At 70.9% G+C, this 26,724-nt stretch carries 22 protein-coding genes and 1 pseudogene; 9 read left to right on the plus strand and 14 right to left on the minus strand.

What is annotated here, in order from left to right:
* Window positions 1-208: 208 nt before the first annotated feature.
* Window positions 209-1,327, minus strand: coding sequence for a ferritin-like domain-containing protein (locus SCWH03_RS09640; RefSeq protein WP_173263736.1), 1,119 nt, complete (start codon window positions 1,325-1,327; stop codon window positions 209-211).
* A 129-nt stretch (window positions 1,328-1,456) separates the two neighbouring features.
* Between SCWH03_RS09640 and SCWH03_RS09645 the strand changes: the two genes are divergently transcribed.
* The 3 genes from SCWH03_RS09645 (at window position 1,457) to SCWH03_RS09655 (ending at window position 3,646) form a co-directional block, all read left to right on the plus strand.
* Window positions 1,457-2,392, plus strand: coding sequence for an AurF N-oxygenase family protein (locus SCWH03_RS09645; protein WP_173263737.1), 936 nt, complete (start codon window positions 1,457-1,459; stop codon window positions 2,390-2,392).
* A 96-nt stretch (window positions 2,393-2,488) separates the two neighbouring features.
* A complete protein-coding gene (locus SCWH03_RS09650; RefSeq protein WP_173263738.1) occupies window positions 2,489-3,238 on the plus strand; it encodes a TetR/AcrR family transcriptional regulator in 750 nt (249 codons plus the stop codon).
* A 132-nt stretch (window positions 3,239-3,370) separates the two neighbouring features.
* A complete protein-coding gene (locus SCWH03_RS09655; protein WP_173263739.1) occupies window positions 3,371-3,646 on the plus strand; it encodes a DUF8847 domain-containing protein in 276 nt (91 codons plus the stop codon).
* A 55-nt stretch (window positions 3,647-3,701) separates the two neighbouring features.
* On the opposite strand, the pseudogene SCWH03_RS29835 reads toward SCWH03_RS09655, so the two are convergent.
* From SCWH03_RS29835 to SCWH03_RS09700, 8 genes and pseudogenes are all read right to left on the minus strand, one after another.
* Window positions 3,702-4,165, minus strand: a pseudogene (locus SCWH03_RS29835) (helix-turn-helix domain-containing protein); the annotation flags it as partial.
* Between the two features lie 233 nt (window positions 4,166-4,398).
* The gene (locus tag SCWH03_RS09670; RefSeq protein ID WP_173263741.1) at window positions 4,399-5,133 is read right to left on the minus strand and encodes a hypothetical protein; all 735 of its coding nucleotides are present in this window, start codon (window positions 5,131-5,133) and stop codon (window positions 4,399-4,401) included.
* 828 nt (window positions 5,134-5,961) lie between these two features.
* Window positions 5,962-6,162: a hypothetical protein gene (locus tag SCWH03_RS28890; RefSeq protein WP_254076643.1), complete on the minus strand. Its 201-nt coding sequence runs from the start codon at window positions 6,160-6,162 to the stop codon at window positions 5,962-5,964.
* A gap of 809 nt (window positions 6,163-6,971) precedes the next feature.
* A complete protein-coding gene (locus SCWH03_RS09680; RefSeq protein WP_173263742.1) occupies window positions 6,972-8,207 on the minus strand; it encodes a styrene monooxygenase/indole monooxygenase family protein in 1,236 nt (411 codons plus the stop codon).
* 62 nt (window positions 8,208-8,269) lie between these two features.
* Entirely contained in the window at window positions 8,270-8,893 is a 624-nt protein-coding gene (locus SCWH03_RS09685) for a GTP-binding protein (RefSeq protein ID WP_173263743.1), read from the minus strand.
* A complete protein-coding gene (locus SCWH03_RS09690) occupies window positions 8,874-9,311 on the minus strand; it encodes a DUF742 domain-containing protein (RefSeq protein ID WP_173263744.1) in 438 nt (145 codons plus the stop codon). The genes SCWH03_RS09685 and SCWH03_RS09690 overlap by 20 nt, the downstream gene beginning before the upstream one ends.
* Window positions 9,308-9,790, minus strand: a complete 483-nt coding sequence (locus SCWH03_RS09695) for a roadblock/LC7 domain-containing protein (RefSeq protein WP_173263745.1) — start codon at window positions 9,788-9,790, stop codon at window positions 9,308-9,310. The genes SCWH03_RS09690 and SCWH03_RS09695 overlap by 4 nt, the downstream gene beginning before the upstream one ends.
* A complete protein-coding gene (locus SCWH03_RS09700; protein ID WP_371872639.1) occupies window positions 9,787-12,990 on the minus strand; it encodes a sensor histidine kinase in 3,204 nt (1,067 codons plus the stop codon). Before SCWH03_RS09700 ends, SCWH03_RS09695 begins: the two co-directional genes overlap by 4 nt.
* Window positions 12,991-13,362: 372 nt before the next feature.
* On the opposite strand from SCWH03_RS09700, the gene SCWH03_RS09705 reads away from it, so the two are divergent.
* The gene (locus tag SCWH03_RS09705) at window positions 13,363-14,178 is read left to right on the plus strand and encodes a protein phosphatase 2C domain-containing protein (protein WP_173263791.1); all 816 of its coding nucleotides are present in this window, start codon (window positions 13,363-13,365) and stop codon (window positions 14,176-14,178) included.
* A gap of 98 nt (window positions 14,179-14,276) precedes the next feature.
* Here the strand turns inward: SCWH03_RS09705 and SCWH03_RS09710 are convergent, their stop codons facing one another.
* Both SCWH03_RS09710 and lon read right to left on the minus strand, forming a co-directional pair.
* Window positions 14,277-14,771, minus strand: a complete 495-nt coding sequence (locus tag SCWH03_RS09710; protein WP_173263746.1) for a MarR family winged helix-turn-helix transcriptional regulator — start codon at window positions 14,769-14,771, stop codon at window positions 14,277-14,279.
* A 327-nt stretch (window positions 14,772-15,098) separates the two neighbouring features.
* Window positions 15,099-17,501 (minus strand): endopeptidase La, encoded by a 2,403-nt coding sequence (lon, locus tag SCWH03_RS09715; RefSeq protein WP_173263747.1) that lies wholly within the window; start codon window positions 17,499-17,501, stop codon window positions 15,099-15,101.
* Between the two features lie 316 nt (window positions 17,502-17,817).
* On the opposite strand from lon, the gene SCWH03_RS09720 reads away from it, so the two are divergent.
* The 4 genes from SCWH03_RS09720 (at window position 17,818) to SCWH03_RS09735 (ending at window position 24,623) form a co-directional block, all read left to right on the plus strand.
* Window positions 17,818-18,513 carry a spermidine synthase family protein gene (locus SCWH03_RS09720; RefSeq protein WP_173263792.1) on the plus strand — a complete coding sequence of 232 codons (696 nt, stop codon included), beginning with the start codon at window positions 17,818-17,820 and terminating at the stop codon, window positions 18,511-18,513.
* A gap of 83 nt (window positions 18,514-18,596) precedes the next feature.
* Window positions 18,597-19,340, plus strand: coding sequence for a response regulator transcription factor (locus SCWH03_RS09725; RefSeq protein ID WP_173263748.1), 744 nt, complete (start codon window positions 18,597-18,599; stop codon window positions 19,338-19,340).
* A complete protein-coding gene (locus SCWH03_RS09730) occupies window positions 19,337-20,428 on the plus strand; it encodes a HAMP domain-containing sensor histidine kinase (protein ID WP_173263749.1) in 1,092 nt (363 codons plus the stop codon). Before SCWH03_RS09725 ends, SCWH03_RS09730 begins: the two co-directional genes overlap by 4 nt.
* Window positions 20,429-20,729: 301 nt before the next feature.
* Entirely contained in the window at window positions 20,730-24,623 is a 3,894-nt protein-coding gene (locus SCWH03_RS09735) for a multifunctional oxoglutarate decarboxylase/oxoglutarate dehydrogenase thiamine pyrophosphate-binding subunit/dihydrolipoyllysine-residue succinyltransferase subunit (protein ID WP_173263750.1), read from the plus strand.
* Window positions 24,624-24,741: 118 nt separating this feature from the next.
* On the opposite strand, the gene SCWH03_RS09740 is transcribed toward SCWH03_RS09735, so the two are convergent.
* The 3 genes from SCWH03_RS09740 to SCWH03_RS09750 all read right to left on the minus strand — a co-directional run bounded on the left by SCWH03_RS09740 (window position 24,742) and on the right by SCWH03_RS09750 (window position 26,126).
* Window positions 24,742-25,146: a DUF6191 domain-containing protein gene (locus tag SCWH03_RS09740; RefSeq protein WP_173263390.1), complete on the minus strand. Its 405-nt coding sequence runs from the start codon at window positions 25,144-25,146 to the stop codon at window positions 24,742-24,744.
* 31 nt (window positions 25,147-25,177) lie between these two features.
* A complete protein-coding gene (locus tag SCWH03_RS09745) occupies window positions 25,178-25,342 on the minus strand; it encodes a hypothetical protein (protein ID WP_173263751.1) in 165 nt (54 codons plus the stop codon).
* Window positions 25,343-25,634: 292 nt separating this feature from the next.
* Complete coding sequence (locus SCWH03_RS09750) at window positions 25,635-26,126, minus strand: hypothetical protein (protein WP_173263752.1); 492 nt, start codon at window positions 26,124-26,126, stop codon at window positions 25,635-25,637.
* Between the two features lie 195 nt (window positions 26,127-26,321).
* Here SCWH03_RS09750 and SCWH03_RS09755 point away from each other — a divergent pair, with 195 nt between their 5' ends.
* Complete coding sequence (locus SCWH03_RS09755; protein ID WP_173263753.1) at window positions 26,322-26,555, plus strand: transposase family protein; 234 nt, start codon at window positions 26,322-26,324, stop codon at window positions 26,553-26,555.
* Window positions 26,556-26,724 lie beyond the last annotated feature (169 nt).

Raw genomic sequence — 26,724 nt, forward strand, 5'->3', positions numbered from 1 at the left:
CCGACGGGCCGGTCAAGCCGACCGGGAGGGCAGCGGTGCCCGACCCGAGCGGGCCGCTCGTACACCGGGCACACGCCGGGCACACGCCGGGCCCGGGCCGGTCGGCCGCGGTCGGGCCGATCCCGCCGCACCCCTCCCCCGTCCCGGTACCGCCCCGGCGCGATCCCCTGCTGCGCCCCTCCCGGTACCGCGCCGTCCCGATCCCCTGCTACGCACCCGCCTCGCGCTCGCCGCCGTCCGCGATCGCCTCCGCCACCTCGGCCACCCGCGCGGCCTCCTCGGCCGCGAAGCGCTCCTGGTCCAGATGCTCGGCGAGTTCCTCGTCCTGGGTCATCAGCAGGTCGAGGTTGGAGTCGCCGAGCTCGAAGACGCCCATGTCGACGTAGGCCCTCTGGAGCCGCTCGCCCCAGAGCCCGATGTCCTTGACGCAGGGCACGACCCGGCTGAAGAGCAGCTTGCGGAAGAGGCGCAGGAACTCGGACTGCTCGGTGTACTCCTCGGCCTCCTTGCGCGGGATGCCGAAGTCCTCCAGCACTTCGACACCGCGGATCCGGTCCCGCATGAGGTAGCAGCCCTCGATGACGAACTCCTCGCGCTCGCGCAGTTCGGCGTCCGTGAGCTGCCGGTAGTAGTCGCGCAGCGCCATGCGACCGAAGGCGACGTGCCGGGCCTCGTCCTGCATGACGTAGGCGAGGATCTGCTTCGGCAGCGGCTTTTCGGTGGTGTCGCGGATCATGCCGAACGCGGCGAGGGCCAGGCCCTCGATGAGCACCTGCATGCCGAGGTACGGCATGTCCCAGCGCGAGTCGCGGAGGGTGTCGCCGAGCAGGGCCTGGAGGTTGTCGCCGATCGGGTAGAGCATCCCGATCTTCTCGTGCAGGAAGCGGCCGTAGATCTCCGCGTGGCGGGCCTCGTCCATGGTCTGGGTGGCGGAGTAGAACTTCGCGTCGAGGTCGGGGGCGGACTCGACGATCCGCGCCGCGCAGACCATGGCGCCCTGCTCCCCGTGCAGGAACTGGCTGAACTGCCAGGAGGCGTAGTGCCGGCGCAGCTCCGCCTTGTCCTTCTCGGTCATCTTCGCCCAGTAGGGGGTGCCGTAGAGGCTGAGGGTCTCGTCGGGGGTGCCGAGGGGGTCGTACGGGTCGACTTCGAGATCCCAGTCGATGCGCTTGGCACCGTCCCACTGCTTGTCCTTGCCCTTCTGGTAGAGGGCGAGCAGGTGGTCGCGACCGCCGTCGTACTCCCAGCTGAAGCGGGCGTGACCGGTCGCCGGGATGGACCAGACGGGTTCCCGGGGCGGGTTGGCGTAGTGGTCATACGTCGACACGAAAGGCTCCCTCGCCTCGCACTGACGAACTGACGTTCTGTTGGCAGGCTCACACGTTGGTAGACACGTAGTCAACAAGTCTGGCACAGGGGATTGACGACCTTGCTGACAACCAGTCTCATACGTCGCATGAAGACCGTGACCGAACGCGATCTCACCCTCCTGCGCGACGCACTCGGGCCCCTGAGGGACCGCGAACAGGTCGCCGCGCGCCTGCTCGACTCCTCGGCCAGGCACTCCTTCGACCCCGACCGGGAACTCGACTGGGACGCCCCGCCCGAGGAGGGCAAGTGGTTCTGGCCGCCGGAGCTGGTTTCCCTCTACGGCACCCCGCTGTGGCGGCGGATGCCCGAGGAGCAGCGGATGGACCTGGCCCGGCACGAGGCCGCCTCCCTCGCCTCCCTCGGCATCTGGTTCGAGATCATCCTGATGCAGCTGCTGGTACGGCACGTCTACGACAAGTCCGTCACGAGCGATCATGTGCGCTATGCCCTCACCGAGATCGCGGACGAGTGCCGGCACTCGATGATGTTCGCCAGGCTGATCCGGAAGGGCGGCACCCCCGCCTACCCGGTACCGCGGCTGTACCACAACCTCGCCCGCGTGCTGAAGACCGTCTCCACGACCCCGGGCTCCTTCGCCGCCACGCTGCTCGGCGAGGAGATCCTCGACTGGATGCAGCGCCTGGTCTTCCCCGACGAGCGCGTCCAGACCCTGATCCGCGGGGTGACCCGGATCCACGTGGTGGAGGAGGCCCGGCACGTCCGCTACGCACGCGAGGAACTGCGCCGCCAGATGGCCACGGCACCGCGCTGGGAGCGGGAACTCACCCGGCTCGGCTGCGGCGAGGCGGCCAGGGTGTTCTCCGCCTGCTTCATCAACCCCGGCGTCTACACCCAGGTCGGCCTGGACCGGCGCGAGGCCGTCGCCCAGGTCAGGGCGAGCGGGCACCGCCGCGAGGTGATGCGGTCCGGAGCCCGGCGCCTGACCGACTTCCTGGACGACATCGGCGTCCTCAGGGGCCCGGGCCGCCTGCTGTGGAAGAGCTCGGGGCTCCTCGCCTGAGCACACCGGGATGGCGGGCGAGGCGAGCCCCCGGGAGACGGGAGACCCCGGGCGCCGCGGGTCCCCGCGCCGGAAGGCGGCGGTTAGGCTGCCGGTATGACCTCCAGCGCCCCCGAGACGCAGCGCGCGTACCGGCGTCTGAGCGTGGAGGAGCGGCGCGGCCAGCTCCTCCGGGCCGCACTCACGCTGTTCGCACACCGGGCGCCGGAGGACGTGTCACTGGACGACGTGGCCGAGACCGCCGGGGTGTCCCGCCCGCTCGTCTACCGGTACTTCCCCGGCGGCAAACAGCAGTTGTACGAGGCCGCGCTGCGCAGCTCCGCCGACGCGCTGGTGCTGTGCTTCGCCGAGCCGCCCACCGGTCCGCCGAGCGAACGGCTGGGCCGGGTGCTGGACCGCTACCTCGACTTCGTCGGCAAGCACGACGCCGGGTTCAGCGCGCTGCTGCGCGGCGGCAGCGTCGCCGAGACGTCCCGTACCAGTGCGATCGTGGACGAGGTGCGCCGGGCGGCCGCCGAGCAGATCCTGGTGCACCTCGGCGTCCCGGGGTCCGGCCCGCGCCTGCGCCTGATGGTCCGCACCTGGATCGCCGCGGTGGAGGCGGCCTCGCTGATCTGGCTGGACGAGGACAAGCACCCGTCCGCCGGAGAACTCCGCGGCTGGCTGATCGGCCATCTGGTCGCCCTGCTCACCGCGACGGCGGCCACCGACGAGGAGACCGCGCACGTCGTCCGGGAGCTGCTCGCCCTGGAGACCCCGGCCGGTCCGGTGGGCACGCTCGCCCGGCGGGTGCTGCCCCTGACGGGCTACGCGGGCCATCTGCTCCGGGACGGGTTCGCCGGGTAGTGCGCCCCAAAAGCGCACGGGTGCACCGGTTCCGCCCGGTCAGGCACGGCACCGCACGGCAGCTACCGCTTCCGCCCGCAGCATCACCGCCCCGGGCGGGACGGGACGGGGGCGCTGAGCGAGACTGGAAAGGTGAGAAGCGAGAACACCCCCTTCGTCGGAGGCCCGCTCGACGGACGGGTGCTGCCCGTCCTGGTCGGCCCCACCGGCAACCCTCCCCTCTGGTACGAGGTGCCGGTGCCGGCCGAGGGCGGCGGCCCGCACACCGTGCACGCCTACCGCCGGGTCATCGCCGGGCAGACCAGGCGGCTCGGGCTGCCGCGCGGCTGGAAGTACGAGTACGCCCCGGAGGGGCGGCAGCGCCGCAGGCTCAACTGGCCCTGGTCGAAGCCGAAGCGCACCGCGTAGTCGGGCCGACGGCCGCGGCGACCAGGCCGTTGCTCAGTCCGTGGTCGGCGGCCGCGAGGATGGCGTCCCAGTGCTCGGTGATCGAGCGTTGCAGCTTGACGAAGGGCTCCAGGCGACAGCGGCGGGCCCACGATACCCGGTCCCGCAGCGCCTCGGCGGTGTTGGGGCCGGACTTCAGCGCGAGCCGCAGTCCTTCACTTGAGCAGGTAGGCGCGGTGCAGGACCGGGGTGGGCCTTCGCGATGAACTCCAGTTGCGCGCGTTGATGTTCGGTGAGGCCCTCGGGGTTCTTCCACAGCGCCCAGCGATGCCGATACGGGTCAGGCCCGCGAGCAGGTCCACGCGCTGCTCGACGTCCACCCACACACGACGGGCGCAGATCGCGCCGACGGTGCGCCGGCCGATCCGCAGCAGCCTTGCCACGGTGGTCTTCGAGCAGTGCGTGGCCAGCCACGCGACGGTGTCGTCGAAGGCGAGGGTGTGCCCGGCGCCGTGGCCGGGCCCAGGGCACGTGGGCGACCACCACCGCCTAGCCGATCCGGCGTGCGCTCACACATATGCACAGGTCAACCCATATTCTCGTGTACTGGAGCACCACCACAGCTGCGGAACTCAGGCGCGCGACGGGCCAGGATCACCGAGGGTCGGCGGTGTCGCGGTCGGGACATGACCCGGGCCGCCGACCCTCGGACTCATCTGATCATTTTCTACCGATTGCCAGAACAGAGGAGAACCCAGCCGACCGGGATCCGCCTACTTGAGCTGCGCCCTCAACTTCGGACCATCGCTTTCGGCCTTGACGAAGTCACCGCTGGAGACCTCGACCCACGGCGTGACATTGAACTCCCTAGCCCATTCCGTGAGGCTTACGATCTTTTCGACGTCGGTACTGGGATTATACTTCTGGCCTCGATAGATGAAGGAATGTGCTTCCTTTTCGTGGGAGCGTGCCACCTCCCCAAGCATCTTGAAGATGCCCCTGGTGTGGCCCTTCTTGTCGAATTTGCTTGGGGGGCCGACCACTCCGATGCCGTGTTCGGACAGTACATCGGCCTTGACCGTGCAACTTTCGTCCTTCTTTCCGCTGGTGTTCTTGGCGTAGATATCGGGATCCAGGTCCTCGAAGGTCTTGCTGAACTCCTTGGTGACCCAGGACGGCAGATTACGGCCGCTTGCAACGACTCCCTTGATAGCATCGGCGGCATCTTGTTCCCGGTCCGCACCGGAACCTGCAGCCTTCGCGCCACTGCTCAGTTCATCCAGCAGCCTTTCGGCGAACTCCCGCACCGTGCTGAATGTTACATCCTCACTCCCGTGTGTCCCGAAGTACTTGCCCACCTTTATTTTTGCGTTTTTGCCCTGCTCAATCGCCTTCTCCTTAGTCCACCCCCTTTCCGACTCCATACCAAGCACGGCCAATTTCACATCGTCGGCCACCTGTGCGATGTTGGCACTCGTCAGTTCCGATCCTTCGATTACGATCGGCATCTTTGTTTCCCTTCATCTGGTCTTTGCCGCCTCGTGCAGCAAAGAAGTGCAGATATTCCATTGAGCCTTGCTCGCTGCTCCTGCGGTTCTCTATCCGCCGCGGCGAGTCTCGGGCGAGTGTCCGACGCGCGTCCCGCTTGCGTCATCGTGCAAGCGAAGCCCGCCGGGAGCACGCGGTTCCCGAATTTTCTCCCGTTCGCCGAAACGTCGCCGTCACCAAAGACAACAGCAACCCCTTGACGCAGGTCAAGCTGGCCGGGGACCCCTTGCGAGGATGTCTCTTTTTCGTAGTGCCTGGTGTCCGAAAAGCTTGGGTTCGGTTTGACCGGGCTGTTTCTGGAGATCCGATCGAGTTGCCCCCGGTCATAGGCGGCGGATGGCCTGCGCAGCAGGTTTGGCTTCCATCGACCGGCGGGTGGTCGCCGGGTGGGTGTCGGCGGACCCTGCTTCCTGGAATGACCTAGGGAATAAGCGACCGCTTGGTAATCTCAGATTTTGCTCAGATCCCCGTTCGGGGGAATCGGACCGGGTCATGTGGCGGTATCTTTCCGATCACCTTCAACGGGTCCTTGGCCGTGCCAAGTATGTGCAGCGGGACTGTTGTTGGTGACTGGCCGGCGTCGAGTGCGGCGGTTCTCTTGAGGCGGGACTGTTGAGTTGCCTGGTACTACCGCCTCAGCCTCGATCCACCGCGTGATGATCGGCCTGTTGACGGAGAAATAAGAAGAGGTGCCCGCTGACGCGTAAATACATGTACGCCAGGAGGGTTTCGGGCAGCTCCGTACGCTCGGCGGCCACGTGTCGGCCGTCGAGTGCGGGGCGTCCGGTTCAGGCTGCGGTGTCGAGTGGATCGAGGGTCACCCGGTAGCCGAGCTGGTTGAGCTGCGTGATCGCGCGGCGGGCGGAACGTTCGGGGTCGCGCTGGGCGAAGTAGCTCCCGCCGAGCTCGTGGTAGGGCTTGCCGTCGGTGAGCATGTGCCAGATCGCGGTGATGACCGAGTGCTCGACGGCGACCAGGGCCTTCATCATGCCGCGCCGCGCGGTGAGCCGTTTGTAGCGGGCCTGGAGGTAGGTGTCCTTGGTGCGTACGGCGCCGAGGGCGGCGATGCCCAGGGCACCTTTGAGACAAGGGTTGCCGGGGCGGACCTTGGTGCTCTTGGTCCGGCCGGCCGAGGAGCGGTGGCCGGGGCAGACTCCGGCCCAGGAGGCGAGGTGCTATCGCTGGCGAAGCGGCTCATGCCGCCGCCGGTCTCCGCGACGATCACTTCGGCGACCGCCTGGTTGATTCCGGGGATGGTGTCGAGGAGGTCCAGGACGGGACGAAAGGGCGACATCACCTCTTCGATTCGCTCGTTCAGCTGCCCGATGGCCTGGGTGAACTGGTCGTACTGGTCCAGGTGCAGGCGGGCGAGGAACCCGTGATGCTCACGGAAGCGGCCGGGCAGTGCCTCGATCAGCTCCGGGATGCCTTCGGCTTCAAGGACGCCACCGGCCTGATCGCCCTCGCCACGCTCAGCCTCGGCGGCCACCGACCCCACCTACCAGGCAGTCAAACCGCATGACCCCACCCACGGAAGCGACAGGAGAGCCGGAAGAAGGGCCGACCCGGGAACGTCCCCAGGGCCGTCCGGGGCCGTCCGGCGACGGCCCCCGACCGCCCAGGGGTGGCGCCGGTGACGCCCCTGACCACCGATGACCACCGGCGGTCACGATCTTTCACGACGGATGGCGTCCCCCCGACGACCGGCGGCGACCGGCGGCGCCCAGCGAGGGCCCCCGGCGCCTCCCGATGCCCGCAGACGGCCCATCACGCCCTGGACGCACGGGTCGGGAAGCCCTCAGGCTCCGCCGGCCGAGGCCAGATACGCCGAGGTCTTCTCCGGGTCGAAGAAGAAGTTCTCGAAGTCCGAAGGGTCGTTGAAGCCGTTCGCGAAGCGGTCGGCGACCGGCTGGAGCCGGCCCGCCGCACCGATCAGGTCGAGCACATGCTCGGGCGGGGCGCCCAGCATCGCGTTGGTCCACTTGGTGACGTGCTGCGCCATCTCCCAGTAGCGGTCGAACGTCGCCCGCATCCACTGCTCGTCGAAGGGCCGGTCGCCGTGCTCCACGATCGAGGCCAGGTAGGTGGCGGCGCACTTCGAGGCGAAGTTGGAGCCCTGCCCGGTGACCGGGTCGTTCGCGACGACGACGTCCCCGACGCCGAGCACCAGGCCGCCGCCGGGCAGCCGGCCGACCGGGTTGCGCACGGTCGGGGCGTAACGGCCGGACAGGGTGGCGCCCGCGTCGGTCAGTTCGGCCTTCACCGCGCGGGCGTGCTCCCACGGGGTGAACTTCTTCATCAGCTCCAGCGTGAGGGAGAGGTGCTCGGCGGGATCCTTCACCCCCCGGAAGACATCGAGCGGGCCACCCGGAACGCCCTCCCAGAACAGGATGTCCGCACGGCCGGAAAGAGTCAGCGTGGGCATGACGAACAGCTCGCCGACCCCCGGGACCAGGTTGCAGCGGACGGCGTCCAGATCGGGGTGCTCGGGACGCGGGCCGAGGCCGTGGACGTAGGCCACCGCGAGGGCGCGCTGGGGCTCGCTGTACGGGGAGCGGGAGGCGTCCCGGCCGAACATCGACACGAGCTCGCCCTTGCCCGCCGACACCAGCACCAGATCGTAGGCGCGGGCGAAGTAGTCGAGGTCGGATACGGCCGCGCCGTGGATGACGAGCTGGCCGCCGCGCTGGGCGAAGGCCTCCATCCAGCCGGCCATCTTCAGCCGCTGGTCGATCGACTGGGCGTAGCCGTCGAGCCTTCCGAGCCAGTCGACGGCCCGCTGGGACTCGGGACCGGCCACGGAGACGCCGAGGCCCTGGATCTTCGGGGCCTGCGGCTCCCAGAAGTTGATCCGGAGATCGCGCTCGTGCTGGAGCGCGGTGTGGAACATGCACTGGGTGGACATGACCCGGCCGGACCGGATCTCCTCCGCCGTGCGATTGGACATCAGAGTGACCGCGTAGCCCTGCGCCTGGAGGCCGAGGGCGAGCTGGAGTCCGGACTGACCGGCGCCGACTATCAGGATCTTCCGCATGACTCGTCTCTTTCTGGACGTACGGGGGTGGAGACGTACGGGATGTGGGGGGCGGCGGGAGGTTATTCGGGGGTGACGTCGAGCGCGTGGCCCACGAGGGCGAGCAGCGACTCGACCACCGGGGTCCGCTCGCGTGCGTCCATGATCACAACCGGGACGTGCGGAGGTACGGTCAGGGCCTCCCGTACGTCGTCGACCTCGTAGGACGGGGTCCCCTCGAAGTGGTTGACGGCGACGACGTAGGGGATCTGGCAGCTCTCGAAGTAGTCCAGCGCCGGGAAGCAGTCCCTCAGCCGCCTGGTGTCGGCCATCACGATCGCGCCGATCGCGCCCCGCACCAGGTCGTCCCACATGAACCAGAACCGCTGCTGCCCCGGGGTGCCGAAGAGGTACAGCACGAGATCGTCGTCGAGGGTGATCCGTCCGAAGTCCATCGCGACGGTCGTGGTCTGCTTCTCCGGCGTGGCGGTGAGATCGTCGGTCTCCTCGCTCGCCTGCGTCATCAGCGCCTCGGTCTGCAGGGGCGTGATCTCGGAGACCGACCCGACGAGGGTCGTCTTGCCCACGCCGAAGCCGCCCGCGATGACGATCTTGGTGGCGATCGGCGCGCGGGTGTGGTCGTTCTGCCAGGGCTGTATGTTCTCGTCCTCCGCCGCGGCGGCGAGGTCAGAGACGGCGAAGTCCACTCAGCACCCTTTCGAGCAGCGCGCGGTCGGGGCGGCCGTCGCCGTGCCCGGTGCCGTACACACGTATCATTCCTTGGTCCGCGAGGTCGCTGAGCAGCACCCGGACCACACCCAGGGGCATCTTCAGCAGTGCGGAGATCTCCGCGACCGTCCGCATCCGGCGGCAGAGTTCGACGATGGCCCGCATCTCCGGCATCACACGGGACGTGAGGTTGCCGTTCGTCAGCTCCCTGGTTCCCCTGCCTCCGGCGGGGAGGCCCAGTTCGTCGCCGGTGTCCAGGGACGCGACGAGCGTCTCGACCAGGAGGACGTGGCCGAAGCGGGTGCGGCCCCCGGTGAGCGAGTAGGGGCGGACGCGGGCGGGGCGTTTTCCGTCCCCCCGTACCGGGAGCCGGGGGGCGGGCTGGGCGGGGGTCACTTGGCGCTCTCCAACGATTTGCGCAGCTCACTGCGGACTTCGGGGGTGAGTACGTGTCCGGCGCGCCCCACGAAGAGCGCCATGTGGTAGGCGACGACGCTCATATCGCAGTCCGCGGTGGCGTGCACGCCAAGCAGCGAGCCGTCACTGATCGACATCACGAAGAGGCTGCCCTCCTCCATCGCGACCACGGTCTGCTTGACGCCACCGCCGTCCATCAGCTTGGCCGCTCCGATGGTCAGGCTGCCGATGCCGGAGACGATGGTCGCGAGGTCGGCGCTGGAACCGCGCGGGCCGTCCTGGCGGGCTGCCGCGCCGGACGCGGCGTTGTGCGCCGGGTCGGAGGAGAGCAGCAGCAGTCCGTCGGACGAGACGACGGCGACCGAGCGGACCCCCGGCACCTCCTCGACGAAGTTGCCCAACAGCCAGTGAAGGTTACGGGCTTCGCTGCTCAGCCCGAAGGTTCCTGTCGCGGTCAACTGCTTGCCTCCTCGACGGTGTCCCCCGATTCCTCGCTCTGCGGCGACTGTCGCGTGCCCTGCGCCGGGGCAGGGTCGGCGAACTCCGCCTCCACGTCGCGGCGGCCCTCCTTGGCCCCCTGGTGGAAGCCGCCGAGGCGGCGGCGGAGTTCCTCGGCGTCGACGGATCTGCGGCGCTCCTTGGGCGCCCCGAGCGGTGCGACGATCTTGGGCGTCCGCTTGGGCAGGCCCTTGCCGGTGACGATCTCGTCGGGGTCACCGGGCTCCACGGCGGCCCCGGGTGCCGGGGGCGCCTCGGGTGCCGGGGTGCCCTGACCGGTCGCCTGCGCACCGCCCGGCCCGGGGTCGCCCGCCGTGTGCCTTCTGCCGGGTACCGCCCCCGTCTCCCCGCCGCGTTCATGGGCGTCGGGCTCGGGCGGCGGGTGCGGCAGACGCACCTGGAGGGTGGTCTCCGGGGTGGAGGCTGCGGGTCCTGCACCCTCCGCACCGGAGCCGGGGGCCGGGCCCTCGGGACGGGGAGCGCTCTGCGGCGTGGAGGGGGAAAGCCCGGGAGCCGCCTCCGGTTCGCGGGACGAAAGCCCCAAGGCCGCCCCGGCGCCGCCACCCGCCTGCCGCTCGGCGGACTCCGGTGCGAGAGACCCGGACCCGGACCCGGCCCCGGACCCGGATGCCATGGCCGTGTGTTCCGTGCCCGCGCCGGCCGGCATCCCACTCGGCGCCCCGGCGGACGCCCCGTTCGGCGTCTCGGGGGACTGCCGGGGCCCCGGCACGGCGGACGCGGCCCCCGGCCCGTCCACCCCGGCGTCCTGGACGGCCTTCTCCGCGGCGGCGACCAGCGGATCGCCGGCGGGGACCCGCCGGCCGGGCAGGGCGTTGGAGTTGGCCTCCGCGACCGAGCCGGGAAGGCTCGTCGCCGGAGGGGAGCCGGCCGCGGGAGCCGTCTGCCGCGCAGCGGCCGCCGCGTCTTCGGGCAGCAGGCCCTGCGGGAGGACCACGACAGCGGCGATGCCGCTGCCCTTCTGCTCGCGCAGCTGGACGCGCACGCCGTGGCGACGGGCCAGCAGACCTGCCACCTTCAGCCCCAGTCCCTCACCGCCGTCGGCGGGGTCGACGTCGTCCGCCCGCTCGGCGGACGCCAGGCGCGTGTTGAGCTCCTCGAGCCGGTCAGGCGCCATCCCTATGCCCTCGTCCTGGACGGAGAGCATGATCTCGCCGCTCTCCAGCAGCCATCCGGAGAGCTGGACCTGGGCGTCCGGAGGCGAGAAGGACGTGGCGTTCTCCAGCAGCTCCGCCACGAGGTGGCTGAGGTCGTCGGCGGCGAACCCGGCGACGTGGGCGTTCGGCGGCAGCGACTGGATGGTGACGCGCTCGTACCGCTCGATCTCGCTGACCGCGGCGCGCATGACGTCGACCAGCGGCACCGGGCCGTGGTGGCTGTGACCGTGCTCGGCTCCGGCGAGGACCAGCAGGTTCTCGCTGTGGCGCCGCATCACCGTGGCCATGTGGTCGAGCTTGAAGAGGGTGGCGAGGCGGTCCGGGTCCTGCTCGCGCTCCTCCAGGCCCTCGATGACGCCCAGCTGGCGCTCGACGAGACCGAGGGTGCGCAGGGCGAGGTTGACGAAGGTGTGGCCCACCGTGCGGCGCAGCCTGGCCAGCTGCTCCGTGACCTCGGCCGTGCGCTCCTGCAGTTCGGCCGTGCGCTCCTGCAGTTCGGCCCGCTGGGCGGTGAACTCAGCCATGTCGGAGCCGATTTCACCCTGCCCGCCGTCAAGGCGCCGGCTGTGCGCGGCGAGGTCCACCAGCTTGCCGTGCAGGATGTTGAGCGACCGTACGACCTGGGCGAACTCGTCGTTGCGGCCGGTGAAGCGGATCGGCTCCTCGCCCTCGGGCGCCCCGGCGAGGCGGGCCGCGCCGATACGGAGCACGGCCAGCGGGCGCGTGAGGGTGCGGGCGACGGCCGCGGAGACACCCACGGCGACGAGCAGGCAGCCGCCGAGCAGGGCGATACGCAGCTCAAGGGCGGTGACATCGTCGTCGCGGAGCCGCTCCAGGCGCTCGACCCGGGCCGCGGCGAGCGCGGACTCCACACCGCGCATCTGCTCGATCCTGGCGGACAGCGAGGCCTCGAGCTTCCCCCGGTTGGACGCGCGGTCCCGCTCGGAGAGTTCGGGCTGGTCCGTGAGGCGGTTGAGGTAGGCCTCGGCCGTCTTGACGTCGGGGCCGGTGACGGTGCCGGTGAGCTGGGCACGGGCCTCGCTGCCCGCGACCTGGTCGAAGTCGGCGAGCGCGGCGAGCTCGCGGACGCGGGCCTGCTGGGCGGCTGCGCTGAGTGCGTCGCGGGCGGCCTCGCTTCGGGCGTCCTCCTCGTTCTCGACGGGCAGGCCCGTGATCGGGTCGAAGGAGGGGCCTTCGTTCACCTGGCCGGGCACGGACAGCGCGGCGAGCAGCAGGCCGCGGGTGGCGGACGCCTGCTCGACCGCGAGGCCGAGGGCCGCCGGTGCGCGGGTGGCCTCGGCGGCACGGGCCGGCGTCGTCTCGGCGAGTTCCCCGGCGAGAGCGTGCAGCCCTTCGATGATGTCGGTGTACGCCTTGTACGCCTCGATCGCGGTGCCCTCGCCGGTGAGCGCGGCACGCCGGACGGAGTTCACGGAGCCGAGACCGCGGCGCAGGTCGGCGTGGTCGGCCGAGATGTCGCCCCGGATCTCGTCTATCTGCCGGTCGACGCGGGCGCTGCGGTTGGCGGAGATCTCCCGGCGGTCCGCTTCGTCGCCCTGCTGGTCCTCCCGGCCGGCCGCGACGTACGCGGTGACCTCGTCGCGCTCGTCGGCGAGGGAGTGGGCCAGGGTGACGGCCTGGCGGTTGAGCCCGGCGAGGGTGACGAGCCGCTGGGACTCGGTCAGGTCGTCCGAGGCGAGCAGGATCGCCGGGGCGCCCGCGGCCGCGACCGTGAGGGTGAGGGCGGCGACGCCCGCGACCAGTCGGCGGCGCACCCGCACGGGGCGCCCGCCGGGGAGGAGCGTGGGGTCGGAGGCCGCCCGGGCCTCGGCCGAGGGTTCCGGGTACGCCGGGGGCACGGCACCCGCACGGCCGTCCGGCGTCGCCGGGGGGATCGCGGGCGACGAAGGCGTCCGCGGTGCCGCGGGCCCCGAAGAGCCCGTACCGTCCATGCTGCCCTTGCCCCGAGGCCGCTTCTTCTGCACCGGTGCTCGCATTCCTGACTCGTCCGCCCATGAAGCAGAGGTGACGGCCGGTCATCACACGAGTCCTCCACCACTGGCACGATCCACGACCATCCCAGCGGCTTCGAGAAGGGGGCGCGCATCGGCCGCTCCGCCACACGAACGAGTGAACCGCACTGCGGAGTTGGCTAACAACCCGTTCGCCGTCGCACATTCCTGCGCGGAGAGGACCGGTTGGACCTTCGGCCCATGCTTTGGCAGGATGCCCGCCCGCAGCTCAGCCGCACCGTCGCTTCCCCCGCGAAGGGCCAGGTCGAGCCGCTGGTGGAGACCAATTCCACGGCACTGCGGGACACGCGGGAAAGGCCTGCCGGCTCGGGCAGAATGGCGGCCATGCGATTCGAGCTCGCCACCGTTCCCGGCACCGCGGAACGTCCGAACGAGGACTGGGCGTCACTCGCGCTCCCGGCCTCAGGCCAGGGCGGATCGCTGGTGGTTCTCGACGGGGTGACACCGCCCCGAGGCGATGACGGTTGCGTACACGGCGTCCCCTGGTTCACCTCGCACCTGGGCGGAACCCTCCTCCACCTGTCGGGTTCGCACCGGGATATGCCGCTGGCCGAGGCACTGGCCCTGTCCATCCGGCGCACCGCCGATACTCACCGCGGAAGCTGTGACCTTTCTCACGTACGCACGCCTCAGGCAACGGTCGTCGCGGTTCGCTGGGACGGGGACTCGGTCGAGCATCTGGTCCTCTCCGACGCCACGCTCCTGCTGGAGGCGCCGAACGGAGTCGTGCGCGCCGTGCTGGACGACCGGCTGGACCACATCCCGAAGGAGGTCCTCCGCTCGGTCACCGCGACGGACGCCCTGCGCAACCGGGACGGCGGCTTCTTCACGGCCGCCGCGGACCCGGAGGTGGCGGCGCGTGCGGTGACGGGCACGACGCCGCGTGCGGACGTCCGGGCGGTGGCCGCCCTGTCCGACGGGGCATCCCGCTGGACCGACCTGTTCGCGGAGGGGAGCTGGGCGGACCTCATGGGGCTGCTGCGCGCGGAGGGGCCGCACGGGCTGGTCGGCCGGGTGCGGGCACGGGAGGCGGCGGACACCCGCCGGGGCGGGCGGGCGCGCGGGAAGACCCACGACGACGCGACCGCGGTGTACGCGGAACTCCAGCCCCCCTCGGGCCGGCCGCTCCCACGGGCCTGACCCGCCGGACGGCCGGGGGGCCGAGGGCGGAGGACGGGGCCGGGAGCCGGGAAGGCGGAGGGGCAGGGGCAGGGGCCGGCGGGAGGGAGAGGGAGCCCTCAGCCCTCCTCGGACCGGGCGTTGAGCTGGTGCAGCAGGCGGGCCAGTTCGGCGACCTCGCCGCGGTCCCATCCGGCCAGCTTTCGCACGTACCGGTCGCGCCGGGCCTTCCGTACGGCCCGGAAGCGGGTGAGTCCCTCGTCGGTCAGCCGGACGAGCGAGGCGCGGCCGTCGGCCGGGTCGGGCTCGCGGGTGACCAGGCCGAGCTCGTCCAGCGCGCGCAACTGCCGGCTCATCGTCGCCTTGCCGACGCCGAAGTACCCCGCGAGATCGGTGGCACGCTGGGCGCCGGAATCCTCGAGGCGTACGAGCAGTCCGTACGCGGAGGGTTCGAGTCCGGGATGGACCTCGCGGGCCATCTCGCCGGAACTCGCCCGGGCCCGGCGCAGAAAGACGGCCAACTCCCGCTCCAGGGCCAAGAACTCCGTGAACTCCCGGTCCGCGCCACCGCCTCCCTTCGGCCTGGAGTCGTTCCCCGTACCGCTTCCGTGCACGTCAGCACCCTTCGCTCGCTCTCCCGGCGATCGAGAGTTCCCTCAGGCGGCGGCCGTCGCCGCAGCTCACCCAGTATTTCGCAGGCACCGGCCGGCAGCGGGCACCGGCACCGACTCCGCGCTCACCCCCTCTCCACGGGCACCTGTCCGCTCGACCCGATCCTCTGCTCCGCTCCCGGGCCCGGGCTCGCACCCACCGCGCCTCGACCTCCGCCACCGCCACCGCCGCCGCCGCCGCACGGACCCGACCACGGCAGCCGCCGTGCGCCGGCCCCCGGGGGGCGGGGCGGCGCACGGCGACCGTGCGGCGGGGCGATGCCCCGCGGCTCACGCCGCGGCCCGTACCGGCACCTCGGCCGGGGACAGCGCGATCCGGAGGACCTGGCGGACGTCCGCCACGGGGTGCACCTCCAGCTTCTCCAGGACCTCGGCGGGGACGTCGTCCAGATCGGCCTCGTTGCGCTTGGGGATCACGACCGTGGTGATCCCGGCGCGGTGCGCGGCCAGCAGCTTCTGCTTCACGCCGCCGATCGGCAGCACCCGCCCGGTCAGCGACACCTCACCGGTCATCGCCACGTCCGTGCGGGCCGGCCGCCCGGAGAGCAGCGACGCCAGCGCCGTCGTCATGGTGATGCCGGCGCTCGGCCCGTCCTTGGGGACCGCTCCCGCCGGGAAGTGGATGTGCACGCCGCGGTCCTTCAGATCGCCGACGGGCAGCTCCAGTTCCGCACCGTGCGAGCGGAGGAAGCTCAGTGCGATCTGTGCGGACTCCTTCATGACGTCGCCGAGCTGACCGGTGAGACTCAGTCCGGAGGCGCCGGTCTCCGGGTCGGCGAGCGACGCCTCGACGTAGAGGACGTCGCCCCCGGCACCGGTGACCGCGAGCCCCGTGGCCACACCCGGCACCGCGGTGCGGCGCTCCGCCGGGTCCTGCGCGGACTCGGGCACATGGTGCGGCCTGCCGATCAGGGCGCGCAGGTCGCCGTCGCCCACGGTGAACGGCAGCTCCCGCCCGCCCAGTTCGTGCTGGGCCGCGACCTTGCGGAGCAGCCTGGCGATCGCACGCTCCAGGTTCCGCACGCCCGCCTCACGGGTGTACTCGCCCGCCATCCTGCGCAGCGCCGACTCCTCCAGGGCCACCTCGCCCGGCTCCAGGCCGGCTCGCTCCAGCTGGCGCGGGAGCAGGTGGTCCCGGGCGATGACGACCTTCTCGTCCTCGGTGTAGCCGTCGAGCCTGACCAGTTCCATCCGGTCGAGCAGCGCCTGCGGAATGGCCTCCAGGACGTTCGCCGTGGCCAGGAAGACCACGTCCGACAGGTCGAGTTCGACCTCCAGGTAGTGGTCGCGGAACGTGTGGTTCTGCGCCGGGTCGAGGACTTCGAGCAGCGCCGCCGCGGGATCGCCCCGGAAGTCGGAGCCCACCTTGTCGATCTCGTCGAGGAGGACCACCGGGTTCATGGAGCCGGCCTCCTTGACGGCGCGGACGATCCGGCCGGGCAGCGCGCCGACGTAGGTGCGCCGGTGGCCGCGGATCTCCGCCTCGTCCCGGACGCCGCCGAGCGCGACGCGGACGAACGTGCGTCCCATCGCGTGGGCGACGGACTCGCCGAGCGAGGTCTTGCCCACGCCGGGCGGGCCGACGAGGGCGAGGACCGCGCCGCCGCGCCGGCCGCCGACCACGCCGAGTCCGCGGTCGGAGCGCCGCTTGCGGACCGCGAGGTACTCGGTGATGCGTTCCTTCACGTCGTCCAGGCCGGCGTGCTCGGCGTCCAGGACGGCCCTGGCTCCCCGGATGTCGTAGGCGTCCTCGGTGCGTTCCTTCCAGGGCAGTTCGAGCACGGTGTCGAGCCAGGTGCGGATCCAGGAGCCCTCGGGGCCCTGGTCGCCGGCTCGCTCGAGCTTGTCGACCTCCTTCAGAGCGGCCTCGCGGACCCTCTCCGGGAGGTCGGCCGCCTCGACCCGGGATCGGTAGTCGTCGGACTCCTCGCCGTCGGACTCGCCGCCCAGTTCGCGCAGTTCCCTGCGGACCGCGTCGAGCTGGCGGCGCAGCAGGAACTCGCGCTGCTGCTTGTCGACGCCCTCCTGGACGTCCTTGGCGATCGACTCGGCCACGTCCTGCTCGGCGAGGTGCTCGCGGAGCTGCTCGGTGGCGAGCCTGAGCCGGGCGACCGGATCGCTGGTCTCCAGCAGCTCGACCTTCTGGGCGGTCGACAGGAAGGGCGAGTAGCCGGCGTTGTCGGCGAGGGCGGGCACGTCGTCGATCTGCTGGACGCGGTCCACGACCTGCCACGCCCCGCGCTTGCGCAGCCAGCTGGTGGCGAGGGCCTTGTACTCCTTCACGAGCTCCGTGACCGAACCGGGCAGCGGGTCGGGCAGGGTCTCGTCGATGAGGGTGCCGTGGATCCACAGGGCGCCGCCGGGACCGGTCGTACCGGCGCCGACGCGGACCCGGCTGCGGCCGCGGATCAGGGCGCCGGGGTCGCCGTCGGAGAGCCGCCCGACCTGCTCCACGGTACCGAGCACACCGGTGGCGGCGTAGGTGCCGTCGATCCGGGGGACGAGCAGCACCCGCGGCTTTCGCGGCTCCGCCCGTGCCGCCGCCTGGGCGGCTTCCACGGCGGCCCGTACCTCGTTGTCGGACAGGTCGAGGGGTACCACCATCCCGGGCAGCACGACCTCGTCGTCGAGCGGAAGCACAGGCAAGGTGAGCGGTGCGGGCGTCGAAGCCATGATCTCCCCTTCGGCAGTCAAGTTGAGTTACATCGACTCAATGCGAAGGGGGCCACCGATGTTCCCGGGCGGATGTTCGCTGTGAGCGATTCCACTCGGCCCGTTCGGAATCCGCCCCGGGACCCGAGCGGAACCCGCCCCCGAGCGCGCACGCGAACCCGGGCTCGCCCCGAGCGCGAACCGACCCGAGCACCGGGCGGAGCGCCCGGGGGCCGCGACCGGGGCCGCCCCGTCCGCCCGCCCGGATCATCGGGGCCGCCCCCGTCCACCCGCCCGGATCCCGGAACAGGCCTTAGCCTGAGGGCCCATGGACCCCATGGACCCCTTCGGCCACGCCACCGCCCCCCGGACCCTCGACCGGCGCGAAGGGCCGTACGGCGAGGTCGTCCTGCGTGAACGCCGGGGTCCCGACGGGGAGATCCACGAGATCATCGCCAACGGCTGCTTCCTGATGGACACCTCGGACGGCCGCTCGGAGCGGCTGCTCATGGACGCCGCCCACCGGGCCCTCGCCGGCCGCCGCGACCCGTCCGTGCTGATCGGCGGGCTTGGCGTCGGCTTCTCCCTGGCCCGCGCGGCAGCCGAGCCCGGCTGGTCCCGGATCACCGTCGCCGAACGGGAGCCGGCGATCATCGACTGGCACACCGCGGGTCCGCTGAGGCGCATCTCCGCCGCGGCGCTGGCCGATCCGCGCACCACCGTCCTGCACACGGACCTGGTGGCGTACCTCCTCCACACCACGGACAGCTACGACGCGCTCTGCCTCGACATCGACAACGGCCCCGACTGGACCGTCACCGAGGACAACGGCAGCCTCTACGCACCGGACGGGCTGAGGGCGTGCGCACGGCGGCTGAACCCCGGAGGGGTCCTCGCCGTCTGGTCGGCACAGCCCTCCGAGAATTTCGAGCGGACGTTGCGGAATGCCGGATTCAGCGGGGTAAGAACCGAAGAGATCGCGGTTGCACGAGGCGTTCCCGACGTGGTCCACCTGGCAGTTCGGCCTGCGTAGCCGGGACCTGGGCGGTGCCCTTACGCTGCCTACCTGACATACCGATCTATACGCAGCTCGCAGTGCGCGACAGGGGCGGGGCGATGGAGCAGACACATACCGGCGGCAACGGCGCGGTGGCACACCCGACCGGAAGTGCCCAGCGCCGGGTGCTGGTCGTCGAGGACGACACCACCCTCGTCGACGCCGTCTCGGCCCGTCTGCGCGCCGAGGGGTTCCTGGTCCAGACCGCGGCCGACGGCCCTGCGGCCGTGGAGGCCGCGGAGGCCTGGCAGCCGGATCTGATGGTCCTCGACGTGATGCTGCCCGGCTTCGACGGCCTCGAGGTGTGCCGCCGGGTCCAGGCGCGGCGCCCCGTCCCGGTGCTGATGCTCACCGCGCGTGACGACGAGACCGACATGCTGGTCGGGCTCGGCGTGGGCGCCGACGACTACATGACGAAGCCGTTCTCGATGCGCGAGCTCGCCGCCCGGGTGCATGTGCTGCTGCGGCGGGTGGAGCGCGCCGCGCTGGCCGCCGTGACGCCGCGCAGCGGGATCCTGCGCCTGGGTGAACTGGAGATCGACCACGCCCAGCGCCGCGTACGCGTCCGGAACGAGGACGTGCACCTCACACCGACCGAGTTCGACCTGCTGGTCTGCCTGGCCGGCACGCCGCGCGCGGTCCTCTCCCGGGAGCAGCTGCTGGCCCAGGTGTGGGACTGGGCGGACGCCTCCGGCACCCGTACGGTCGACAGCCATGTCAAGGCGCTGCGCCGCAAGATCGGCGCCGAGCGGATCCGCACGGTCCACGGCGTCGGGTACGCCCTGGAGAGCCCGGCTCCATGACCCGGCGGAGCCCGCTCAGCTCCCGGCTGGGGGCGGTGGAGATCTCGGTCAAGACCAAGCTCGGCGCGCTGGTCGTCACCGCGGTGCTGATCACGACCGGGCTGGCGCTGGTCGCCTTCCGCACCGGGGCGGAGCTGCGCTACATCACGGTCTTCGCCATGATCACCACGCTGCTGATCACGCAGTTCGTGGCGCACGGGCTGACCGCTCCACTGGACGAGATGAACACCGTCGCGAAGTCGATCTCCCACGGCGACTTCAGCCGCCGGGTGCGCGGTGACGGCCGCCGCGACGAGCTCGGCGACCTCGCCTCCACGATCAACCGGATGGCGGACGATCTGGAGGCCGTGGACCGGCACCGCAAGGGGCTGGTCGCCAACGTCTCCCACGAGCTGCGCACCCCGATCGCGGCCCTGCGGGCGGTGCTGGAGAACGTCGTGGACGGCGTCTCGGCGGCCGACGCCGAGACGATGCGTACCGCCCTGCAGCAGACGGAGCGGCTGTCCCGGCTGGTCGAGACGCTGCTGGACCTCTCCCGGCTGGACAACGGGGTCGTCGCGCTCCGGGCCCGGCGCTTCGAGGTCTGGCCCTATCTGTCGGGCGTGCTCAAGGAGGCGAACCTCGCCGCCGGGCGGCGCGGGCTGCCCTCGGGTTCGGGCAACCACACCCGCAAGGACGTCCATCTCCACCTGGACGTCTCACCGCCCGAGCTGACCGCGCACGCGGACGCCGAGCGGCTCCACCAGGTCGTGGCGAACCTGATCGACAATGCGGTCAAGCACTCGCCGCCGCACGGCAGGGTCACCGTCCGTGCCCGCCGGGGCGCACAGGCCGACTCCCTGGAGCTGGAGGTGAGGGACGAGGGCCCGGGGATCCCCGAGTCGGAGTGGCACCGGGTCTTCGAGCGGTTCAACCGGGGCACCGCCCCCTCGCCGCACGGCCCGGGCAGCGACGGGGGCACCGGCCTGGGCCTGGCCATCGCGCGCTGGGCGGTGGAACTGCACGGCGGCCGCATCGGGGTGGCCGAATCGACGCGCGGCTGCCGCATCAGGGTCACCCTCCCGGGAATCCCCTCGTCACACGGTTGACGTAGGGTGCGAAAAGGAGCGAAGCCCCCGGCGAACCGGACGGGCGCGTCCCCGCCTCCCCGCACCCAGGTGCCCGGGGAGCGGGGTACGGGCGCGGCCCGGCGGGCCGTGGCCGCGCTCCGCCGTACCCGGTCAGCAGGGGAACCGCGCTTGTTTCCCGCCATTTCCTGCGCCGAAACCGGTTGCCAGGTGTGACTTAGGCGACGAAGACCGCGCCCGGCCTGCACCTCACCACCGCGTAGGCGTAGCCTTTATTTCCGCTGTCCATCACCTTGTGAAGCGGAAGAGGGCGGTTGCCGCCGTGTCGTCTCAGTCCCCCAGTAACTCGAGTACGTCGACCGACCCCGACGGGCAGGGGAAGAATCCCGCTGCCGCGTTCGGGGCCAATGAGTGGCTCGTCGACGAGATCTACCAGCAGTACCTCCAGGATCCGAACTCCGTCGACCGCGCCTGGTGGGACTTCTTCGCCGACTACAAGCCGGGCGGCGGGGCCACCGGCGAGGCCGCCCAGCCGCCGACCAAGACGCCGACCCAGACGCCGACCCAGACGGCGGCCACGGGCAGGCCGGCCGCGACGACCGCGCAGACGCCGGGCGCCACGCAGGCCCAGGGCACCGCGGGGGCTCCGGCGCCCGCCGCGCAGGCCGCCGCCGCGCCCGCACCGGCAGCCCCGGCGCGGCCCGCGGCCCAGGCCCAGACACCGGCCCAGGCACCGGCACCGGCACCGGCACCGGCACAAGCCGCCCCGGCGAAGCCCGCCGCTTCCGCGAAGCCCGCAGCCGCTCCGGCCAGGCCCGCCGCCCAGGCGGCCGACGGCCCGGAGATGCTGCCGCTGCGCGGCCCCTCCGCCGCGGTGGCGAAGAACATGAACGCCTCGCTGGAACTGCCGACGGCCACGTCCGTCCGCGCCGTCCCGGTGAAGCTGCTCTTCGACAACCGCATCGTGATCAACAACCACCTGAAGCGCGCCCGGGGCGGGAAGATCTCCTTCACCCACATCATCGGGTACGCGATGGTGCAGGCGATCAAGGCCATGCCGTCGATGAACTGGTCGTACGGCGACAGGGACGGCAAGCCGGTCCTGGTCAAGCCCCCGCACGTGAACCTCGGCCTCGCCATCGACCTGGTGAAGCCCAACGGCGACCGGCAGCTCGTCGTCGCGGCCATCAAGAAGGCCGAGACCATGAACTTCTTCGAGTTCTGGCAGGCCTACGAGGACATCGTCCGCCGCGCCCGCAGCAACAAGCTGACCATGGACGACTTCAGCGGCGTCACCGTCTCGCTGACCAACCCCGGCGGCCTCGGCACCGTGCACTCCGTGCCGCGGCTGATGCCCGGACAGTCGGTGATCATGGGTGTCGGCTCCATGGACTACCCGGCCGAGTTCCAGGGCACCTCCCAGGACACCCTGAACAAGCTGGGCGTCTCCAAGGTCATGACGCTGACCTCGACCTACGACCACCGGGTGATCCAGGGCGCCGCGTCCGGCGAGTTCCTGCGGATCGTCGCCAACCTCCTCCTCGGCGAGGACGGCTTCTACGACGACATCTTCGAGGCGCTGCGCATCCCCTACGAGCCGGTCCGCTGGCTCAAGGACATCGACGCCTCGCACGACGACGACGTCACCAAGGCCGCCCGGGTCTTCGAGCTGATCCACTCCTACCGGGTCCGCGGCCATGTGATGGCCGACACCGACCCGCTGGAGTACCGCCAGCGCAAGCACCCCGACCTGGACATCACCGAGCACGGGCTCACCCTGTGGGACCTGGAGCGCGAGTTCGCCGTCGGCGGCTTCGGCGGCAAGTCGATGATGAAGCTCCGCGACATCCTCGGCGTGCTGCGCGACTCGTACTGCCGCACCACCGGCATCGAGTTCATGCACATCCAGGACCCCAAGCAGCGCAAGTGGATCCAGGACCGGGTGGAGCGCCCGCACGCCAAGCCGGAGCGCGAGGAGCAGCTGCGCATCCTGCGCCGGCTGAACGCGGCCGAGGCCTTCGAGACCTTCCTGCAGACGAAGTACGTCGGCCAGAAGCGCTTCTCGCTGGAGGGCGGGGAGTCCGTCATCCCGCTGCTCGACGCGGTCATCGACTCGGCCGCCGAGTCCCGCCTCGACGAGGTCGTCATCGGCATGGCCCACCGCGGCCGGCTGAACGTGCTGGCGAACATCGTCGGCAAGTCGTACGCGCAGATCTTCCGCGAGTTCGAGGGCAACCTCGACCCCAAGTCGATGCACGGCTCCGGCGACGTGAAGTACCACCTCGGCGCCGAGGGCACCTTCACCGGCCTGGACGGCGAGCAGATCACCGTGTCGCTGGTCGCCAACCCGTCGCACCTGGAGGCCGTCGACCCGGTCCTGGAGGGCGTCGTCCGCGCCAAGCAGGACATCATCAACAAGGGCGGCACGGACTTCACCGTCCTGCCGGTCGCCCTGCACGGCGACGCGGCCTTCGCCGGCCAGGGCGTCGTCGCCGAGACGCTGAACATGTCGCAGCTGCGCGGCTACCGCACCGGCGGCACGGTCCACGTCGTCATCAACAACCAGGTCGGCTTCACCGCCGCCCCGGAGTCGTCGCGCTCGTCGATGTACGCGACCGACGTGGCCCGCATGATCGAGGCGCCGATCTTCCATGTGAACGGCGACGACCCGGAGGCGTGCGTCCGGGTGGCGCGGCTCGCCTTCGAGTTCCGCCAGACGTTCAACAAGGACGTCGTGATCGACCTGATCTGCTACCGCCGCCGCGGTCACAACGAGGGCGACAACCCGCAGTTCACCAACCCGCAGATGGTGAACCTGATCGACAAGAAGCGCTCGGTGCGCAAGCTCTACACCGAGTCGCTCATCGGCCGCGGCGACATCACGCTGGAAGAGGCCGAGCAGGCGCTCCAGGACTTCCAGGGCCAGTTGGAGAAGGTCTTCGCGGAGGTCCGCGAGGCCACCAGCCACCCGGCCCCGGCCCAGGTCCCCGACGCCCAGGCCGAGTTCCCCGTGTCCGTCACCACGGCGATCTCCCAGGAGATCGTCAAGCGGATCGCCGAGTCCCAGGTCAACGTCCCCGAGAGCATCACCGTCCACCCGCGGCTGCTGCCCCAGCTGCAGCGCCGCGCGGCCTCCGTCGAGGACGGCACGATCGACTGGGGCATGGGCGAGACCCTCGCCATCGGCTCGCTGCTGATGGAGGGCACCCCGGTCCGGCTCGCCGGCCAGGACACCCGCCGGGGCACCTTCGGCCAGCGCCATGCGGTGCTGGTGGACCAGGAGACCAACGAGGACCACACCCCGCTGCTCTACCTGTCCGAGGAGCAGGCCCGCTACAACGTCTACGACTCGCTCCTCAGCGAGTACGCGGCGATGGGCTTCGAGTACGGCTACTCGCTGGCCCGCCCCGAGTCGCTGGTCATGTGGGAGGCCCAGTTCGGCGACTTCGTCAACGGCGCCCAGACCGTCGTCGACGAGTTCATCTCCTCGGCCGAGCAGAAGTGGGGCCAGACCTCCGGCGTCACCCTGCTGCTGCCGCACGGCTACGAGGGCCAGGGCCCGGACCACAGCTCCGCCCGCCCGGAGCGCTTCCTCCAGCTGTGCGCGCAGAACAACATGACGGTCGCCATGCCGACCCTGCCGTCGAACTACTTCCACCTGCTGCGCTGGCAGGTCCACAACCCGCACCACAAGCCGCTGATCGTCTTCACCCCGAAGTCGATGCTGCGGCTGAAGGCCGCGGCGTCCAAGGCGGAGGAGTTCACCACCGGCGGCTTCCGCCCGGTCATCGGCGACACCGGGGTCGATTCGGGAGCGGTGAACGCCGCCGACATCCGCAAGGTCGTCTTCTGCTCCGGCAAGGTCTACTACGACCTCGAGGCGGAGCGGCAGAAGCGCGGTGCCACCGACACGGCCATCATCCGCCTGGAGCGCCTGTACCCGCTGCCGGGTGCCGAACTGCAGGCCGAGATCGCGAAGTTCCCGAACGCCGAGAAGTACCTCTGGGCCCAGGAGGAGCCGGCGAACCAGGGTGCCTGGCCGTTCATCGCGCTCAACCTGATCGACCACCTGGACCTGGCGGTCGGTGCGGACATCCCGCACGGCGAGCGCCTGCGCCGCATCTCCCGCCCCCATTCGTCGTCCCCGGCGGTGGGCTCGGCGAAGCGGCACCAGGCGGAGCAGCAGCAGCTGGTCAACGAGGTCTTCGAGGCCTGAGGCCGCCGAGGCGGTACGCACGAGACGGAGGGCCCGGCACCCGAGGGGGGTACCGGGCCCTCCGGCGTGTGGGCGACGGGCCGCTGGGGGCGAGTACGCCCGCCGCGAGCAGTTCTGTCTACCCAGCGCCCTCGGCGGCCCGGGCCGCTTCGACGTTCTTGCCGTCCTGGGCGTTCTTGCCGTCCTCGGCAGCCTCGGTGTCCTCAGCGCCCTCGGCGTTCTTGCCGTCCTCGGCAGCCTCGGTGTCCTCAGCGCCCTCGGCGTTCTTGCCGTCCTCGGCAGCCTCGGTGTCCTCAGCGCCCTCGGCGTTCTTGTCGCCGTCCTCCGGCTCCCCCTCGGGTGCCCGCGCCTCGTCCCGTGCCGCGGGCACCCGGATGAGCACGACCCCGCTCCCGAGGTCTATCGGCCCCCGCCCGGGATCGGCGTCACGGGCCTCCTCGAGCGTGAGCTCCTGACGCCGCCGCTCCTCCTCGGTGTGCCGCCGCCCAGGAGCGAACAGCTCGTTCAACGCGCCGCCGAACATGGGTGTGCTCCTGTCTGCCGGGATCTGCACTTCATGGTACGAACGGGCGCGGTGTGGCGGAGACGAGGGCATGCCGTGCCCACAGCTCGACGTACCCCCGGCGCCCGGTGAGCTCCAGGTTCGCCACATCGTCCGCCACACCGAGGCTCAGCGGCACCTTGTATCCCACCACGTGGTCGAACTCGACGGGTTCCACCCCGGGATTCGCGTCCCGCCACTCCTGCCAGTACGCGTAGGTGAGCGCGTCCTCTTCCTCATCGGCGCCGCAGCGACAACTTGAGCGATACTCTCGCTGCCCTGCATGTTCACTCGGGACATATCAGTCGGCGCCTTCGGCCTCGCATCGAATAGTTTCGGTGCTCACACCATGCCGAACACAAAGAGAGCAGTGCCGACGTCCGGACTGAACTCAAACGCCCCGGATCGCTCGAAGGGCCCCACGCCACCACCGAGATGGTTGCGCAGGGCCCTTCAGCAACAGACAGAGCCTACTTTCCTCGCAGGGTCGCGAGGAAGGCCGTGAGCCTGGCATCGTCGCCTTCGATGCGCTCCAGAATCGACTCGGCTGTCTCCCGGCGCCGGGTTCCAAGCTCCCGGTAGACGAGCCAGAGGCCCTCACGAGCCGCATCTCGACACAGATCGCCCAGAGCCGAGTTTCCCATGCCCCTCTCCTCCTCGTCCGCCTCACCTGACACGATCTGGAAGAGCAGTGCGAGCACAAGGTCACGGGCGTCGGCCGAGAGCTCGTCGAGCAACGCCGCAAGCAGAACATGCACAGTCGGCAATGCTGCACTGTAGAGCTGCCCCTGCACGACGACGACGTTCTCCAGCTCCCAGTAGGCAGCCATCGCCTCGTCCTCAGTGCCGGCGGCAAACAGCCGCAGCAGGGCTCCGGGGACCTTCTCGGTCCGATCACCCAGAGTGCGGAACGCAGTCCAATCCAAGCGCCCGATTTCGATTTCGGCCAGGCTCTTGCTCACCGCATTCTGTCCCTTCGCTGACTGATCACTTTGACGGGTCTTCGAATTTAGCCGGGGAGGGGCGCTCGCTGGCCGTGCCGCTGACTGCGGAGCGTGACTGCCGCCGGGGAAGCCGGGCCTGAACGCGAACCGCCCGCAGCGCTTGTGGATGATCACTGTTGCTGAAGCAGTGGATCTACGAGCGACACGGGCGGCGTGGAGCACGATACCGGCGCGACGGCGCTGTTCGATCTGGAAGGGGTCGCGGTGGTGGAGGTGGTCCGGGGCGAGGCCGGGACGCGCACAGTCCATCTGGTGACCACGGACCCGGCGGCACGGGCCTGTCCGTCGTGCGGGACCTTCGCCACCCGGGTGAAGGAACGGGCCGTGACGCGGCCCCGTGACCTGGAGCACGGCGGGAGTCCGGTGCTGATTCGCTGGCACAAGTGAAGTTCCCCCCGGATCATGGACAGCGGTTGCTTACGCTGCGGAGGTGAAGTCTTGCTGCAGCCTGGCTCGGGTTTCGAGTGGGGTGAGGTACCCGAACTCGGGGTGTTTGCGGAGCCTGGTGCGGTTGTACTCGACCTCGATGAAGCGGAAGACGTCGGCGCGGGCAGCC

Source organism: Streptomyces pacificus (assembly GCF_011766325.1).
Lineage (GTDB): Bacteria > Actinomycetota > Actinomycetes > Streptomycetales > Streptomycetaceae > Streptomyces > Streptomyces pacificus.